This window comes from Aeromonas sp. sif2433, assembly GCF_019218705.1.
Classification (GTDB): Bacteria; Pseudomonadota; Gammaproteobacteria; order Enterobacterales; family Aeromonadaceae; genus Aeromonas; species Aeromonas encheleia.
In genome coordinates this window covers 161,849-176,665 of sequence record NZ_JAHUXD010000008.1, presented here as the reverse complement: position 1 = coordinate 176,665, position 14,817 = coordinate 161,849, and the positions used below count along the sequence as shown (strand labels likewise).

Below are 14,817 nucleotides of genomic sequence, written 5' to 3'. Positions count from 1 at the left end.
CGCTGTTTGACATGGCGCAACCATGCTGGCCGTGTCATCAACCCGGCTGTCTACCTGGCTACGAAGGGGTAAGCGCATGAGTAATGCAGTAACTGCGAGCCCAAGCCGCTGGGCTCGATTCAAGAACTCCGACATCGTCTACTACTTCCTGCGCGATAAAGTAGCCATGTTCAGCTTCGCCGTGTTCGTGGTGTTCGTGCTGGCCGCGCTGCTGTCGCCCTGGATCGCGCCGCACAACGTCTACGACCAGACCAGCTTCGATCTGATGGATGCGGAGCTGCCCCCCTCCTGGCTGAGTGGTGGCGAGGAGCGCTTCTGGCTCGGCACCGACAACCAGGGCCGCGACATCTGGAGCACCATCCTCTACGGCGCCCGCATCTCGCTGACCATAGGGCTGTTCGCGGTGGGGCTGCAGTTGGTGCTGGGCATTGTCATCGGCCTCATCGCCGGTTACTTCGGTGGTCGTATCGACAACCTGTTGATGCGCTTCGCCGACGTGCAGCTGTCGTTCTCCACCATGATGGTGGCGATCATCATCTCCGCCATCTTCCAGGCCAGCTTTGGCTCCGAGGTCTACTCCGAGTTCGCCATCGTCATGCTGGTGGTGATCATCGGCATCGCCGAGTGGCCGCAGTACGCCCGTACCGTGCGCGCCTCGGTGCTGGCCGAGAAGAAGAAGGAGTATGTGGAAGCGGCGCAGGTGATGGGCTTCCGCGCCCCGCGCATCATGTTCCGTCACATCTTGCCGAACTGCCTGTCACCCATCCTGGTCATCTCCACTGTGCAGGTGGCGAACGCCATCATGAGTGAGGCCGCGCTCTCCTTCCTGGGTCTCGGCATGCCGGTGGATCAGCCGTCGCTCGGCTCCCTCATCAGCGTGGGCTTCAACTACATCTTCTCCGGCTCCTGGTGGATCACCGCCTTCCCGGGGATCTGTCTGGTGGTGCTGGTGCTGGTGATCAACCTGCTCGGCGACTGGCTGCGGGATGTGTTCAACCCGAAGATCTACAAGGGCTGATGGCCTGATCCAGATCGCATCAAGCAATAAAAAAGGGCGCCTGTTCGGCGCCCTTTTTCTATCTGTGTGCTGGCTCGTCAGGCCTGCTGCCAGGCCTGGATGCTGGCCAGGATGCCTGCGTCGTCGAGTCCCAGCAGCGCGTAGATCTCCTCCTGGGTGCCCTGCTCGATAAAGCGGTCGGGCAGGCCCAGGTTGAGCACCGGCTTGCACTGCTTGGTGCGCATCAGCAGCTCGTTCACCGCCGAGCCGGCACCGCCCATGATGGCGTTGTCTTCCAGGGTGACAAACTGGGCGTGGGTGGCGGCCAGGGAGAGCACCAGTGCCTCGTCCATGGGTTTGACGAAGCGCATGTCCACCAGGGTGGCGTCCAGCGCCTCGGCGGCGGCCTTGGCCTGATGGAGCAGGGTACCAAACGCCAGTATGGCGGTGCCCTTGCCTTCACGAAGGATGCGGCCCTTGCCCAGCTCCAGCGCTGTCATCTCGCTCATGATCTCGGTGCCAGCGCCGCTGCCACGGGGATAACGCACCGCCGCCGGCTGATTGCACTGGTAGCCGGTGTAGAGCATCTGGCGACACTCGTTCTCGTCGGAGGGGGTCATCACCACCATGTTCGGCACGGTGCGCAGGAAGCTGATGTCGAACGCGCCCTGGTGGGTGGGGCCGTCGGCCCCCACCAGACCGGCGCGGTCGATGGCAAACAGCACCGGCAGCCCTTGCAGCGCCACGTCGTGGATCAGCTGGTCATAGGCTCGTTGCAGGAAGCTGGAGTAGATGGCCACCACCGGCTTCTGGCCGGCGATGGCGAGGCCGGCGGCGAAGGTGACCGCATGCTGCTCGGCGATGGCCACGTCGAAGTAGCGATCCGGGTACTGCTGGCTGAACTTGACCAGCCCAGAGCCCTCGCGCATGGCGGGGGTGATGCCGACCAGCTTCTCGTCTCTGGCGGCCATGTCGCACAACCACTGGCCGAAGATGGCGGAGAAGGTCGGCTTGCCGCCGCCGCTCTTGGGCAGGGCACAGTCGTCCGGGTTGAACTTGGGCACGGCGTGATAACCGATGGGATCCTTCTCGGCCGGCTCGTAACCCTTGCCCTTCTTGGTCTTGACGTGCAGCAGCTGCGGCCCCTTGAGGTTGCGCATGTTGCGCAGGGTCTCGACCAGGGCGTTGATGTCATGGCCGTCGATGGGGCCTATGTAGTTGAAGCCGAACTCCTCGAACAGGGTGCCAGGCACCACCATGCCCTTGAGGTGCTCCTCGGCCCGCTTGGCCAGCTCCTTGACCGGAGGCAGACCCGCCAGCACCTTCTTGCCGCCTTCGCGGATGGTGGTGTAGAGCTTGCCGGACATCAGCCGGGCCAGATGGTTGTTGAGCGCCCCCACGTTCTCGGAGATGGACATCTCGTTGTCGTTGAGCACCACCAGCATGTCCTTGTGAACATCACCGGCGTGATTGAGCGCCTCGAAGGCCATGCCAGCGGTGATGGCGCCATCGCCGATCACCGCCACCACCTTGCGACCCAGCCCTTCGCGCTCGGCGGCGACCGCCATGCCGAGTGCCGCACCTATGGAGGTGCTGGAGTGGCCGACGGAGAGCACGTCATACTCGCTCTCGTCGCGCCAGGGGAAGGGGTGCAGGCCGTCTTTCTGGCGAATGGTGTGAATGCGTTCGCGCCTGCCGGTCAGGATCTTGTGGGGATAGGCCTGGTGGCCCACGTCCCACACCAGCCGATCGAAGGGGGTGTTGTAGACGTAGTGCAGCGCCACCGTCAGCTCGACGGTGCCGAGACCGGAGGCGAAGTGGCCGCTGGAGCGGCTCACCGAGCGCAGCAGGTACTCGCGCAACTCGTTGCACAGCACGGGCAGCCGCTCGAAGGGCAGGGATCGCAACTCGACCGGCGTATCCGCGAGGGCCAGGTTGGGGAAATTGCTTATATCAACGCTCATATTGTTACTGTTATCCAGCGTTTAGTGGGTTCGCTCGATGATGTAATCGGCAAACGCTTCCAGAATGTCGGTATTGTAGGGCAAGGATTGCAGTGCTGTTAAGGCCTTGTCATGCAGTTCGCGAGCCAGCTCACGGGCATTGTCGAGCCCGAGCAGGGCCGGATAGGTGCTCTTCTCCTGCGCCAGATCCGAGCCTTGCGGCTTGCCCAGGGTCGCGGTGTCGCCGGTGATGTCGAGGATGTCATCCTGCACCTGGAAGGCGAGCCCGATGGCGGCGGCATAGGCTTGCAGCGCGGCCAGGGTGGCCGGGGCCACATCGGCCTTGCACAGGGCACCCAGGGTGACGGCGCACTCGATCAGCGCCCCCGTCTTGTGGCGGTGCACCTGCTCCAGCTCGGCGAGGCTGATCTGGCGGCTCTCGGCCTCCAGATCCAGCGCCTGACCGCCGCACATACCGAGATAACCCGAGGCGCGCGCCAGGGTACTCAACATCTTCACCCGGTTGGCCAGAAGCGAGTCGGGCAGGGGATGGTCCGCCAGGATCGAGAACGCCAGGGTCTGCAGGGCATCGCCGGCCAGGATGGCGGTGCCTTCATCGAACGCCTTGTGCACGGTCGGCTGGCCGCGACGCAGATCGTCGTTGTCCATGGCGGGCAGATCGTCGTGCAGCAGGGAGTAGGCGTGAATGCACTCCACCGCGGCGGCCGGCCCGTCGAGCCGTTCGCTCGGCACCCCCAGCATCTCGCCAACGGCGTAGACCAGGAAGGGGCGCACCCGTTTGCCGCCGAGCAGCAGACCGTATTTCATGGCGTCCCGCAGGCGGGGCGCCATGGCGGGCAAGGCGTCAAGCTGCGCCGACAGACAGTCGTCGATGCGACGACGGTGCAGGCGGGAGAAGTCGTCCAGCGTCACTCACTGCTCTCCTTGCTCTGGTCGAAAGGGGGTCAGTTGCTCGCTGCCATCGGCCTGCGTCAACAGGATCTGGATCTTCTGCTCGGCCTGCTCCAGCTTCTGCTGACCGGCCCGGACCAGATGGATGCCCTGTTCGAACTGCTTGAGCGCCTCCTCGAGGGGGAGTGACCCCTGTTCAAGTTGATGCACTATGGCTTCCAGCTCTTCCAGGGTGGCATCAAAACTCAGACGGTCGATTTTTTTACTGGCCATGTCCATCCTCGGGGATTGAAAAAAACGGCTCATCTTAACATCGACCGGGCAGCGGGGGGAGGCAGAAAAGCGCGCCGCGCTCAAACTATCGCGACCGCGGCCGATAAGAACGGGCCGGCAATCATGCATCGCATGCCGGCCGTTGAGCTGTGTCAGGCTTGCCGCCCGAGGCGCAATAGCAGAAAATTCAACAAAGTATAAATAAATGGCAAGTTCGGCGACAGGAGTAGGGATGTGGATTTAGGCAGTCTGATAGGCATAGTGCTGGGGTTCGGGGTCGTGGTGTACGGTATGTCGTTGGGTGGCCCCATGACCATGTACGTGGATATGCCCTCGGTCTATATCACCATACTGGGTTCCCTGTTCATCGCCATGATGAAGTTCAACCTCAGCCAGTTCTTGATGGCGTTCAAGGTGGCGGGCAAGGCCTTCATGTACAAGGGCGACAAGCTGGATGATCTGATCACCAAGGCGGTCGAGCTGGCCGACTCGGCGCGCAAGGGGGGCTTCCTGGCCCTGGAGGCGGCGGAGATCCCCAACACCTTCATGAAGAAGGGCATCGACATGCTGGTGGACGGCCATGACGCCGACGTGGTGCGGGCCGTGATGGAGAAGGACATAGAGCTGACCTCGGAGCGTCACGTCATCGCCATCAAGGTGTTTCGCGCCCTCGGCGACCTCGGCCCCGCCATGGGCATGATAGGGACGCTGGTGGGGCTGGTGGCCATGCTGGCCAACATGAGCGACCCCAAATCCATCGGCCCGGCCATGGCGGTGGCCCTGCTGACTACCCTGTATGGCGCCATCGAGGCCAACATGATCGCCATCCCTATCGCCGACAAGCTGGAGCTGCGCAGCGGCGAGGAGCGCCTGAGCCGGACCCTGATCCTTGACGCCATCATGGGCATCCAGGATGGCCAGAATCCCAGGGTGATCCAGGCGATGCTGCAGAACTATCTGCATCAGTCCAAACGCAACAACGGGCTCGAGTAGGAGGCCGCATGTCAAAGTGCAAGTGTCCGCCACCCGGCTTGCCCGGTTACATGGGTACCTTCGCCGATCTGATGTCGCTGCTGATGTGCTTCTTCGTGCTGCTGCTCTCCTTCGCCGAGATGGACGTGCAGAAGTTCAAGCAGATCGCCGGCTCCATGGAGAAGGCCTTCGGGGTGCAGAATATCCTGGAGGTCAAAGACATTCCCAAGGGGACCTCGGTCATCGCCCAGGAGTTCAGGCCGGGCCGGCCCGAACCGACTCCCATCGATACCATCATGCAACAGACCATAGACCTGACCCAGACCGAGCTGGAGTTCCAGCCCGGTGAGGCGGATCAGGCCGGTGGCAAGGACAAGACGGATGGCAACCTGAGTGGCGGCGAGACCGCGCAACTGGCCCAGAAGGCGCAGGCGCAGTCCAACGAGCTGGCCAAGATGCTGGCCGAGCAACTGCAGGCCCAGATCCAGGACGGGGCCATCGAGATAGAGGCGCTCGGTCAGCAGATCATCATCCGCATTCGCGAGAAGGCGGCCTTCCCGGCGGGCTCGGCCTTCCTGCAGCCCCAGTTCTGGCCGGTGGTCCGCAAGGTGGCGGTCCTGCTCAAGGATGTGCCGGGGGAGATCACCGTCTCCGGCCACACCGACGATGTCGCCACCGAGGACGAACTGTTCGAGTCCAACTGGGAGCTGTCATCCCAACGGGCGGTGGCGGTGGCCCATCAGATGATCAAGGTGCCCGGCTTCGACGGAGGACGCCTGGTGGTGCAGGGCATGGCGGATTCCCAGCCGCTGGTCCCGCACAACAGCCCGGAGAACCGGCGCATGAACCGGCGGGTGGAGATCGCCATCATGCAGGGTAAACCGACGGTGTCGGCACCGATCGGCGTGTCCGGCCAGAAGTAGCATTAGGCGCAAAGCGCGATCCTGCTCGCAGGGGCTGACATGGATTTTGTGGCGGCTTCATATTAAGATGCCTCATCCGAACCGATAGCTGCGGCTCTCTTTGATTGCCGCAGCTTCTCTTTATAAAGCAACCCAGGTTTCGACTATGAATCATACTCCGATGACTGTTCGCGGCGCCGAAAAGCTGCGTCAAGAGCTCGACTATCTGAAGAGCGAGCTGCGTCCCCAGATTATCGAAGCGATTGCTGATGCCCGTGAACATGGTGATCTGAAAGAAAACGCCGAGTACCATGCCGCTCGCGAGCAGCAGGGTTTTTGTGAAGGCCGCATTCAGGAGATCGAGAGCAAGCTCTCCAATGCTCAGGTGATCGATATCACCAAGATTACCAACAATGGCCGCGTCATCTTCGGTGCGACCGTGACCCTGCTCAAGAGCGAGACGGAAGAGGAAGTGGTGTATCGCATCGTGGGTGATGACGAGGCGGACATCAAACAGAACATGATCTCCGTGAACTCCCCCATCGCCCGTGCCCTGATCGGCAAGGAAGTGGACGATGTCGCCATCGTCAAGACGCCAGGCGGTGATGTGGAGTACGAGATCCTGGAGGTTGTCTACCTCTAAGCTGGAGGGGCGACTGACAGACAGGGGAGCGAGGCTCCCCTGTTGTATTTAGTCCGCTTGGTATTCCTGGACGAAGGCGTCCTGGTGACGCTGGAAGATCCAGTCTCGCAGCTGTTCCCGGTCCGTTTTGTCCAGCTCGAACTGCAGGGCCCAGTCGTGCCGCTGCTTGCGCGAGCGGATGCGCCTGATCAGGGTGCCGCTCAGTGGCAGAGGGGGCAACCCATCGATCTGCAGGCTGCCGTTGAGGGCATCCCCCTTGGTCAGCGCCGCTGGCAGCCCTTCGACGATCAGGCCGCCGACCGACAGGCTGTGGACCGAATAGTCGCCATCGGCCGTCTGCAGGCTGGCCTTCTCATCGAGGCGCCAGGCGCGCAGGTGAGGGTAGCCCAACTCGGCGATGCTCGGGGCGGCGATGCGCAGCTCGGTGTGACCCTCCTCGTCTTCGGTGCAGTGCAGCGGAAAGCGCAGCTGATGGCCGGCGATCCGGGCCTCGAGGACCAGGGGATCGGCCCGTTGCAGCAGGCTGAGCAGGGGGAGGTTCAGATAACCGCGCAGGAACTGGCCGGCGGCCTTGTCCTCGGTGTCTCCCAAGTCCTGCAGCATGGCCAGCTCTTCTTCGGTGAGGATCTGATGCTTGTCCATAGTGGATGTCCGCAAGTATTCATCGCAGGTTAAGGGCCTGACGACTATTTTGGCAAGCGACTTGGGAAGAAGGGAAATGAAGGAAAGAGCGAATGCTCTTTCCTGTTACTTGCGCGGTAATTGGATCTTGGGTTCAGTCGCCTGACGATAGATGGTCAGCACATGGCCCATGCTCTGTACCTTGATGGAGCCGGTCTCACGGACGATGGCTTCCATCACCAGCTGTTTCATCTCACGATCTTCAGACGACACCTTAACCTTGATCAGCTCGTGGTGGTTCAGCGCCAGATCGATCTCGGCCAGCACACCTTCAGTCAGGCCGTGTTGTCCCAAGAGGACGACCGGCTTCAGGCTGTGGGCAAGGCCCTTGAGGTACTGTTTCTGTTTATTGTTGAGAATCATGGCAATTTCTTCATAAGTCAGGGTTGAAAGGGGCGTATTCTACCCCCACTTAGCCCTTAATACTAATAACCCTTGTGGTTTTTTAAAGTCGACAATCATGACCCAGAAAAAACATTCCCCCAGTTCAACCCGCTGGTTAAAAGAACATTTTGACGATCATTACGTCAAAAAAGCCCAGAAGTTGGGACTGCGTTCCCGCGCCGTGTTCAAGATCGATGAGATCCAGGGCAAGGACAAATTGCTCAAACCGGGCATGACGGTGGTGGATCTGGGGGCGGCCCCCGGTGGCTGGTCCCAGTTTGCCATCAATCAGGTGGGTGACAACGGGCGGGTGATCGCGTGCGATATTCTGCCGATGGATTCCATCGCCGGTGTCGATTTCCTGCAGGGGGACTTTCGGGAGGAAACTGTGCTCGGCGCCTTGCTGGCACGGGTGGGCCCGGACAAGGTTGATGTCGTCATGTCTGACATGGCGCCCAACATGAGCGGTACCCCGCAGGTGGACCAGGCACGCTCCATGTATCTGATCGAGCTGGCGCTGGACATGTGCAATCAGGTCCTGCGTACCAACGGCAGTTTCGTGGTCAAGGTGTTCCAGGGAGAGGGTTTTGATGCCTATCTCAATGAAATTCGTAAACTTTTTTCTGCCGTCAAGATACGTAAACCAGACTCCTCCCGTGCCCGTTCACGAGAAGTCTACATTGTGGCTACCGGTTTTAAACTGTAGTACCCTAACCCTCATCGTTAACTGTCAGTCTGCGAGGTCATTGATTTGAGTGACATGGCGAAAAACCTAATCCTGTGGCTGGTCATCGCCGTCGTGTTGATGTCGGTGTTCAATAGCTTCAGCCCCAGCGATACCACCAGTCGCCAGCTGGACTATTCCAGCTTCGTTAAAGAAGTGACCCAAGAGCAGATCCGTGAAGTGCGGATGGATGGCAAGGTCATTAATGGCGTCAAGCGCACCGGTGAGCGTTTCACCACCATCATCCCGGCGCCGGATCCCCAGCTGCTCAACGACATGCTCAATCACAATGTGAAGGTCATGGGTGAGAAGCCGGAAGAGCCGTCTCTGATCACGTCCATCTTCATCTCCTGGTTCCCGATGCTGTTGCTGATCGGTGTCTGGGTCTTCTTCATGCGTCAGATGCAAGGCGGCGGTGGCAAGGGTGCCATGTCGTTTGGCAAGAGCAAGGCTCGCCTGATGAGTGAAGATCAGATCAAGACCACCTTCGTCGACGTCGCAGGCTGTGACGAGGCCAAGGAAGAGGTCAAAGAGCTGGTCGACTACCTGCGTGATCCGACCAAGTTCCAGAAGCTGGGTGGCAAGATCCCCACCGGCGTGCTGCTGGTTGGCCCGCCCGGTACCGGTAAGACCCTGCTGGCCAAGGCCATCGCGGGCGAGGCCAAGGTGCCTTTCTTCACCATCTCCGGTTCTGATTTCGTCGAGATGTTCGTGGGTGTCGGTGCCTCCCGGGTACGCGACATGTTCGAGCAGGCCAAGAAGTCGTCCCCCTGCATCATCTTCATCGATGAAATCGATGCGGTCGGTCGTCAGCGTGGCGCCGGTCTCGGTGGCGGTCACGACGAGCGTGAGCAGACCCTGAACCAGATGCTGGTCGAGATGGATGGTTTCGAAGGCAACGAAGGCGTCATCGTCATCGCCGCCACCAACCGTCCCGACGTGCTGGATCCTGCGCTGCTGCGTCCGGGTCGTTTCGACCGTCAGGTCGTGGTCGGCCTGCCGGATGTCCGTGGTCGCGAGCAGATCCTCAAGGTACACATGCGTAAGGTGCCGTTGGCGGATGACGTCAATGCCGCTGTGATTGCACGTGGTACCCCGGGCTTCTCCGGTGCCGATCTCGCCAACCTGGTCAACGAAGCCGCCCTGTTCTCCGCCCGTGAGAGCCGTCGTGTGGTCTCGATGCTGGAGTTCGAGAAGGCCAAGGACAAGATCATGATGGGGGCGGAGCGTCGCTCCATGGTGATGAGGGACTCCGAGAAGGAGATGACGGCTTACCATGAGGCGGGTCACGCCATCATCGGTCGTCTGGTACCGGATCATGACCCCGTCTACAAGGTCTCCATCATCCCGCGCGGTCGTGCGCTGGGGGTGACCATGTACCTGCCCGAGCAGGATCGCTGGAGCCACTCCAAGCAGCATCTGGAGTCCATGATCTCCAGCCTGTACGGCGGTCGTCTGGCGGAAGAGCTGATCTACGGTGCCGAGAAGGTATCGACCGGTGCCTCCAACGACATCGAGCGCGCGACCGACATCGCCCGCAAGATGGTCACCCAGTGGGGCATGTCCGAGCGTCTCGGTCCCATGCTCTATGCGGAAGAAGAGGGCGAAGTGTTCCTCGGCCGCAGCATGGCCAAGGCCAAGCACATGTCTGACGACACCGCCCGGGTCATCGACGCCGAGGTCAAGCAGGTCATCGATCGCAACTACGCCCGCTCCAAGCAGATCCTGCTGGACAACATGGACGTGTTGCACACCATGAAAGATGCGCTGATGAAGTACGAGACCATCGACGCCAAGCAGATCGACGATCTGATGGCCCGTCGCGAGGTGCGTGCTCCCAGCAACTGGCACGACGAGCACGGTGATACCCCGCAAGGCGGCGCCAGCGTGAGCAGCGAGCCTGAGGCCAAGAGCCCGGCCGATGACAGCAGCGCACCGCTGACCGACATCGACAAGGCCAACGACATCCCGGCCAAATAATTTGTCATGATCCAAACCCCGGGCTTGCCCGGGGTTTTTCTTTATGCGGATGCTCGGATTTTCTTTATACAGGTGGAAGCAAAGATGCAACTGAACAGCAAGGGGCGCAGCCTGTCCCTCGATCGCCCCCATGTCATGGGGATCCTCAACGTGACCCCGGACTCCTTCTCCGATGGCGGTCGCTTCAGTCAGGTGGAGCAAGCCCTGGCCCACGCGCGCCAGATGATGGAGGAGGGGGCCACGCTCATCGATATCGGCGGCGAGTCGACCCGCCCCGGGGCGCCCGATGTGAGCGTGCAGGAAGAGCTGGACCGGGTGATCCCGGTGGTTGAGCGGATGGGGCAGGAGCTGGATGTCATGATCTCCCTCGACACCTCGAAAGCGGTCGTGATGCGCGAAGGCTGCGCGGCAGGCGGCCATCTCATCAACGACGTGCGGGCCCTGCTCGAGCCTGGCGCCTTGTCCGCCGCGGCAGAGGCTGACGTGCCCGTCTGCCTGATGCACATGCAGGGGCAGCCGAGGACCATGCAGGCGGAGCCCCATTACGACGATCTGCTGGGGGAGGTGAGGGCCTTCTTCGATGAGCGGATCGCGGCCTGCCTGGCCGCAGGCATAGCGCGCCAGCAGCTGTTGCTGGATCCGGGCTATGGCTTTGGCAAGACGGTGGCGCACAACTATCGGCTGCTGGCCGAGCAGCAGAAGTTGCTCGATTACGGCCTGCCGCTCTTGGTGGGGATGTCGCGAAAGTCTATGATAGGTGCACTGCTCGGTCGCTCGGTTGATGAGCGGCTGGCCGGCAGTCTGGCCTGCGCCCTGATCGGGTTGCAACATGGCGCCAGGATCATCCGGGTGCACGACGTGCGATCCACCATGGATGCGCTGCGCGTCGGCTGGATGACAATGACGGGACAAGATTTCGTATCCAGATAAAATAACGAGAACAGACAATGACCAGAAAGTATTTCGGCACAGACGGTGTGCGCGGCAAGGTGGGTGAATTCCCTATCACCCCGGATTTCGTGATGAAACTGGGTTGGGCCGCGGGCAAGGTGCTCTCCAAGAAGGGCACCAAGAAGGTGCTGATCGGCAAGGATACCCGCATCTCCGGCTACATGCTGGAGTCGGCCCTGGAGGCGGGCCTCTCCGCCGCCGGTCTCAAGGCCATACTGATGGGGCCCATGCCCACTCCGGCGGTCGCCTACCTGACCCGCACCTTCCGGGCCGAGGCTGGCATCGTCATCAGCGCCTCTCACAACCCCTATTACGATAACGGCATCAAGTTCTTCTCCGCCGATGGTACCAAGCTGCCGGACGACGTCGAACTCGCCATCGAAGCCGAGCTGGATCACGAACTCAAGTGCGTCGAGTCGGCCGAGCTCGGCAAGGCGCAGCGTATCGACGATGCCGCCGGTCGTTACATCGAGTTTTGCAAGAGCACCTTCCCCACCCACCTGAGCCTGGAAGGGGTGAAGATGGTGGTGGATTGTGGTCATGGCGCCACCTATCACATCGCCCCCTCGGTGTTCCGCGAGCTGGGTGCCGAGGTGATCGCCATCGGCTGCAGCCCGGATGGCCTCAACATCAACGACGGGGTCGGCTCTACCGCCCCGGAGGCGCTGGCCGCCAAGGTGCTGGAGTGCAAGGCTGATCTCGGTGTCGCCTTCGACGGTGACGGCGATCGCCTGGTGATGGTGGATCACACCGGTTACATCATCGACGGGGACGAGATCCTCTACATCATCGCCCGTGATGCGCTGCGCAATGGTCGCCTCAAGGGCGGTGTGGTCGGTACCCTGATGGCCAACATGGGCCTGGAGCTGGCGCTGCAGACCCTTGGCATTCCGTTTGCGCGGGCCAAGGTGGGCGACCGTTACGTGCTGGAGATGATGAGCGAGAAGGGCTGGCGCATCGGCGGTGAAAACTCCGGCCACATCATCTGCCTGGATCAGACCACCACCGGGGATGGCATAGTCGCCGCCCTGCAGGTGCTGACGGCGGTGTGCTCCGCCGAGATGCCGCTGGCCAAGCTGCGCTCCGGCATGAGCAAGTTCCCGCAGGTGCTGGTGAACGTGCGCTTCGCCGAAGGCAAGGATCCGTTGACTTCGCCAGCCGTGCTCGCCGAAGTCAGCAAGGTGGAGCAGGAGCTGGCCGGTCGCGGCCGCGTCTTGCTGCGCAAATCCGGCACCGAGCCGCTGATCCGGGTCATGGTGGAAGGGGAGCATGAGCAACAGGTGCTCGACATGGCGAACCGCATTGCCCGACAGGTCGAATCGGCGTTTTAATGAGCAAAAGGGGCGGCTTTTTAGCCGCCCTGGTTGCATCTTGTTCAAACGATTCGAAAATTCAAAAATAGCGCTTGTCAGCTGACATTCCTCTGGATATTATCAGCCCGCTTTCGCAAGGGAGTTGCCGATGGGACATCGCAAGCCGATTGTAGCCGCCAACTGGAAGTTACACGGTAGTAGGTCGCAGTTAGAACAGTTTACTGGCCAGTGCCTGCAAGGCATCGATGAGCAAGTAGATGTGGTTTTGTGTCCATCCCATGTGCATCTCGACTTCACGGCTTCGCTGCTCGACGGGCAGAGGATGATGAAGTTGGGGGCTCAGAATGTGAGCCAGCACCAATCAGGCGCTTACACGGGTGAAGTCTCGTGTCGGATGCTGGTTGAGGCAGGGTGCCGTTACGTACTGGTAGGGCACTCCGAGCGCAGGCGTCTCTTTGGTGAGACCAGCTTTATCGTCGCAGAGAAGTTTGCGGCAGCCAGAGCGGCAGGCTTGATCCCCATCCTCTGTTTGGGGGAGTCAGGTGCGGCGAGGCAGGCGAGAAGAACCTTCGAGGTTATCGCCGAAGAGCTGGATATCGTCATAGAGAAAAATGGCGCGATGGCTTTCGATAATGCTATCATCGCCTACGAGCCGATTTGGGCTGTAGGTACAGGTAAATGCGCCACACCCGAGCAGGCACAAGAGGTTCATTCCTTTATACGCGGTCGCTTGGCGGAGGATACTCCGGTAATAGGTGAGAAAGTAAGAATCATCTATGGTGGGAGCGTGACACCGGCCAATGCACGAGATTTGTTTGCCCAGCCCGATATTGATGGCGGTCTGATTGGCGGTGCGAGTCTCGATGACAAGGCGTTTTTAGGAATTGTTGAAGCGGCAAAGGGTGCAAGTTAAATGTACGAGATTCTTTTAGTCGTTTATCTGTTGGTGTCATTGGCCCTGATTGGTCTGGTGATGATTCAGCAAGGTAAAGGGGCTGACATGGGCGCCTCCTTCGGCGCAGGGGCATCGAATACCGTATTCGGCTCCGGTGGTTCAGGCAGTTTCCTGACCCGAACAACAGCAATTTTGGCCACTCTGTTCTTTTTGATTAGCCTGGTATTGGGTTCCATGTCCAGCAACAAGGTGAAACAGGGTAGCGAATGGGAAAATCTGCAACAGACTCAACAAGTTGAGCAGACCAAAGCGCCAGTCAAGAAAGACACTGACGTTCCCGAGTAAAGAGTTTTTGCCGTGGTGGTGGAATTGGTAGACACGCTATCTTGAGGGGGTAGTGCTCTAGGGTGTGCGGGTTCGAGTCCCGCCCACGGCACCAATTAAGTAGTGAGCTCGGGTAACCGGGTATATTATAGCCAGTCAGTCTTGTATGACGAGAGTGAAATGGCTATAATCTCGCACGATTTCGGACGCGGGGTGGAGCAGCATGGTAGCTCGTCGGGCTCATAACCCGAAGGTCGTCGGTTCAAATCCGGCCCCCGCAACCAAATTTCACGCATTTCCTACGCTCAGGAAGGCGGTCGCTGCGAGGCGACAATCAGGGTAAAGCGCCAAGCCCCGATTTGACATCGGGGCTTTTTGTTATGTGCGATTTACTCTGAATCGATTTCTATCTGGGCTTTATGCCCTTTTTTTGTTTTTCGGAGGGTGACTTTGGCTACGTTGGAACAACGTTTGACCGATCTGCTCGAGGCTCCGGTCGTTGCCTTGGGTTTTGAACTTTGGGGTGTTGAGTTTATCCGTGCGGGTAAACACTCGACCTTGCGCGTCTTTATCGACTCGGAGCAAGGCGTGACGGTGGAAGACTGTGCCGAGGTGAGCCGCCAGGTTGGCGCCATCATGGACGTTGAAGATCCCATCACCGAGGAGTACTTCCTGGAAGTCTCTTCGCCCGGTCTGGATCGTCCGCTGTTCAAGGTTGCCCAGTTCGAAAAATACGTTGGCCAAGAGGCGGCGGTTTCGCTCCGGATGGCAACAAATAACCGCCGCAAGTTCAAAGGCGTGATCAAAGCTGTGCAGGGCGACATGGTCACCCTGACAGTGGATGGTAAGGACGAGGTGTTGGCTTTCACCAATATCCAAAAAGCGAACATAGTGCCGAACTTTGGTTAACGAGGCTATCGGAT

General features: G+C 60.3%; 16 protein-coding genes and 2 tRNA genes. 13 read left to right on the top strand and 5 right to left on the bottom strand.

The window, feature by feature from the left end; translation table 11 throughout:
* Nucleotides 1–76: 76 nt before the first annotated feature.
* The gene (locus KW825_RS14185; RefSeq protein WP_042652802.1) at nucleotides 77–1,018 is read left to right on the top strand and encodes an ABC transporter permease; all 942 of its coding nucleotides are present in this window, start codon (nucleotides 77–79) and stop codon (nucleotides 1,016–1,018) included.
* Nucleotides 1,019–1,095: 77 nt separating this feature from the next.
* Here KW825_RS14185 and dxs read toward each other — a convergent pair whose 3' ends face one another.
* The 3 genes from dxs to xseB are packed head-to-tail and all read right to left on the bottom strand — an operon-like array spanning nucleotide 1,096 to nucleotide 4,125.
* Nucleotides 1,096–2,961 carry a 1-deoxy-D-xylulose-5-phosphate synthase gene (dxs, locus tag KW825_RS14180; RefSeq protein ID WP_218329569.1) on the bottom strand — a complete coding sequence of 622 codons (1,866 nt, stop codon included), beginning with the start codon at nucleotides 2,959–2,961 and terminating at the stop codon, nucleotides 1,096–1,098.
* 21 nt (nucleotides 2,962–2,982) lie between these two features.
* Entirely contained in the window at nucleotides 2,983–3,873 is an 891-nt protein-coding gene (gene ispA, locus KW825_RS14175; RefSeq protein ID WP_218290550.1) for a (2E,6E)-farnesyl diphosphate synthase, read from the bottom strand.
* Nucleotides 3,874–4,125 carry an exodeoxyribonuclease VII small subunit gene (gene xseB / locus KW825_RS14170; protein ID WP_042652799.1) on the bottom strand — a complete coding sequence of 84 codons (252 nt, stop codon included), beginning with the start codon at nucleotides 4,123–4,125 and terminating at the stop codon, nucleotides 3,874–3,876. It abuts the gene before it with no gap.
* A gap of 234 nt (nucleotides 4,126–4,359) precedes the next feature.
* On the opposite strand from xseB, the gene pomA reads away from it, so the two are divergent.
* From pomA to greA, 3 genes are all read left to right on the top strand, one after another.
* On the top strand, nucleotides 4,360–5,118 hold the full coding sequence (gene pomA / locus KW825_RS14165; protein ID WP_042652798.1) for a flagellar motor protein PomA: 759 nt from the start codon (nucleotides 4,360–4,362) through the stop codon (nucleotides 5,116–5,118).
* Nucleotides 5,119–5,126: 8 nt separating this feature from the next.
* Nucleotides 5,127–6,020 carry a flagellar motor protein MotB gene (locus KW825_RS14160; RefSeq protein WP_218329568.1) on the top strand — a complete coding sequence of 298 codons (894 nt, stop codon included), beginning with the start codon at nucleotides 5,127–5,129 and terminating at the stop codon, nucleotides 6,018–6,020.
* Nucleotides 6,021–6,165: 145 nt separating this feature from the next.
* On the top strand, nucleotides 6,166–6,642 hold the full coding sequence (gene greA, locus KW825_RS14155) for a transcription elongation factor GreA (RefSeq protein WP_042652796.1): 477 nt from the start codon (nucleotides 6,166–6,168) through the stop codon (nucleotides 6,640–6,642).
* Nucleotides 6,643–6,690: 48 nt separating this feature from the next.
* Here greA and KW825_RS14150 read toward each other — a convergent pair whose 3' ends face one another.
* Both KW825_RS14150 and yhbY read right to left on the bottom strand, forming a co-directional pair.
* Nucleotides 6,691–7,284 carry a PilZ domain-containing protein gene (locus tag KW825_RS14150; protein ID WP_218329567.1) on the bottom strand — a complete coding sequence of 198 codons (594 nt, stop codon included), beginning with the start codon at nucleotides 7,282–7,284 and terminating at the stop codon, nucleotides 6,691–6,693.
* Between the two features lie 105 nt (nucleotides 7,285–7,389).
* A complete protein-coding gene (gene yhbY / locus KW825_RS14145) occupies nucleotides 7,390–7,686 on the bottom strand; it encodes a ribosome assembly RNA-binding protein YhbY (protein WP_042652794.1) in 297 nt (98 codons plus the stop codon).
* Nucleotides 7,687–7,783: 97 nt separating this feature from the next.
* Here yhbY and rlmE point away from each other — a divergent pair, with 97 nt between their 5' ends.
* From rlmE to rimP, 9 genes are all read left to right on the top strand, one after another.
* A complete protein-coding gene (rlmE, locus tag KW825_RS14140) occupies nucleotides 7,784–8,413 on the top strand; it encodes a 23S rRNA (uridine(2552)-2'-O)-methyltransferase RlmE (RefSeq protein WP_042652793.1) in 630 nt (209 codons plus the stop codon).
* A 45-nt stretch (nucleotides 8,414–8,458) separates the two neighbouring features.
* Nucleotides 8,459–10,411 carry an ATP-dependent zinc metalloprotease FtsH gene (gene ftsH, locus KW825_RS14135; RefSeq protein WP_218290553.1) on the top strand — a complete coding sequence of 651 codons (1,953 nt, stop codon included), beginning with the start codon at nucleotides 8,459–8,461 and terminating at the stop codon, nucleotides 10,409–10,411.
* A gap of 84 nt (nucleotides 10,412–10,495) precedes the next feature.
* Nucleotides 10,496–11,341: a dihydropteroate synthase gene (gene folP / locus KW825_RS14130; protein WP_218329566.1), complete on the top strand. Its 846-nt coding sequence runs from the start codon at nucleotides 10,496–10,498 to the stop codon at nucleotides 11,339–11,341.
* Between the two features lie 17 nt (nucleotides 11,342–11,358).
* Complete coding sequence (gene glmM, locus KW825_RS14125; protein WP_042652790.1) at nucleotides 11,359–12,693, top strand: phosphoglucosamine mutase; 1,335 nt, start codon at nucleotides 11,359–11,361, stop codon at nucleotides 12,691–12,693.
* A 130-nt stretch (nucleotides 12,694–12,823) separates the two neighbouring features.
* Entirely contained in the window at nucleotides 12,824–13,588 is a 765-nt protein-coding gene (gene tpiA, locus KW825_RS14120) for a triose-phosphate isomerase (protein ID WP_218329565.1), read from the top strand.
* Nucleotides 13,589–13,915, top strand: coding sequence for a preprotein translocase subunit SecG (gene secG, locus KW825_RS14115; RefSeq protein WP_025326063.1), 327 nt, complete (start codon nucleotides 13,589–13,591; stop codon nucleotides 13,913–13,915). It begins immediately after the preceding gene.
* A 9-nt stretch (nucleotides 13,916–13,924) separates the two neighbouring features.
* Nucleotides 13,925–14,009, top strand: a tRNA-Leu gene (locus KW825_RS14110).
* A gap of 92 nt (nucleotides 14,010–14,101) precedes the next feature.
* Nucleotides 14,102–14,178: transfer RNA gene (locus tag KW825_RS14105), tRNA-Met, on the top strand.
* A gap of 166 nt (nucleotides 14,179–14,344) precedes the next feature.
* Nucleotides 14,345–14,803: a ribosome maturation factor RimP gene (gene rimP, locus KW825_RS14100; RefSeq protein ID WP_042652788.1), complete on the top strand. Its 459-nt coding sequence runs from the start codon at nucleotides 14,345–14,347 to the stop codon at nucleotides 14,801–14,803.
* Nucleotides 14,804–14,817: the final 14 nt, after the last annotated feature.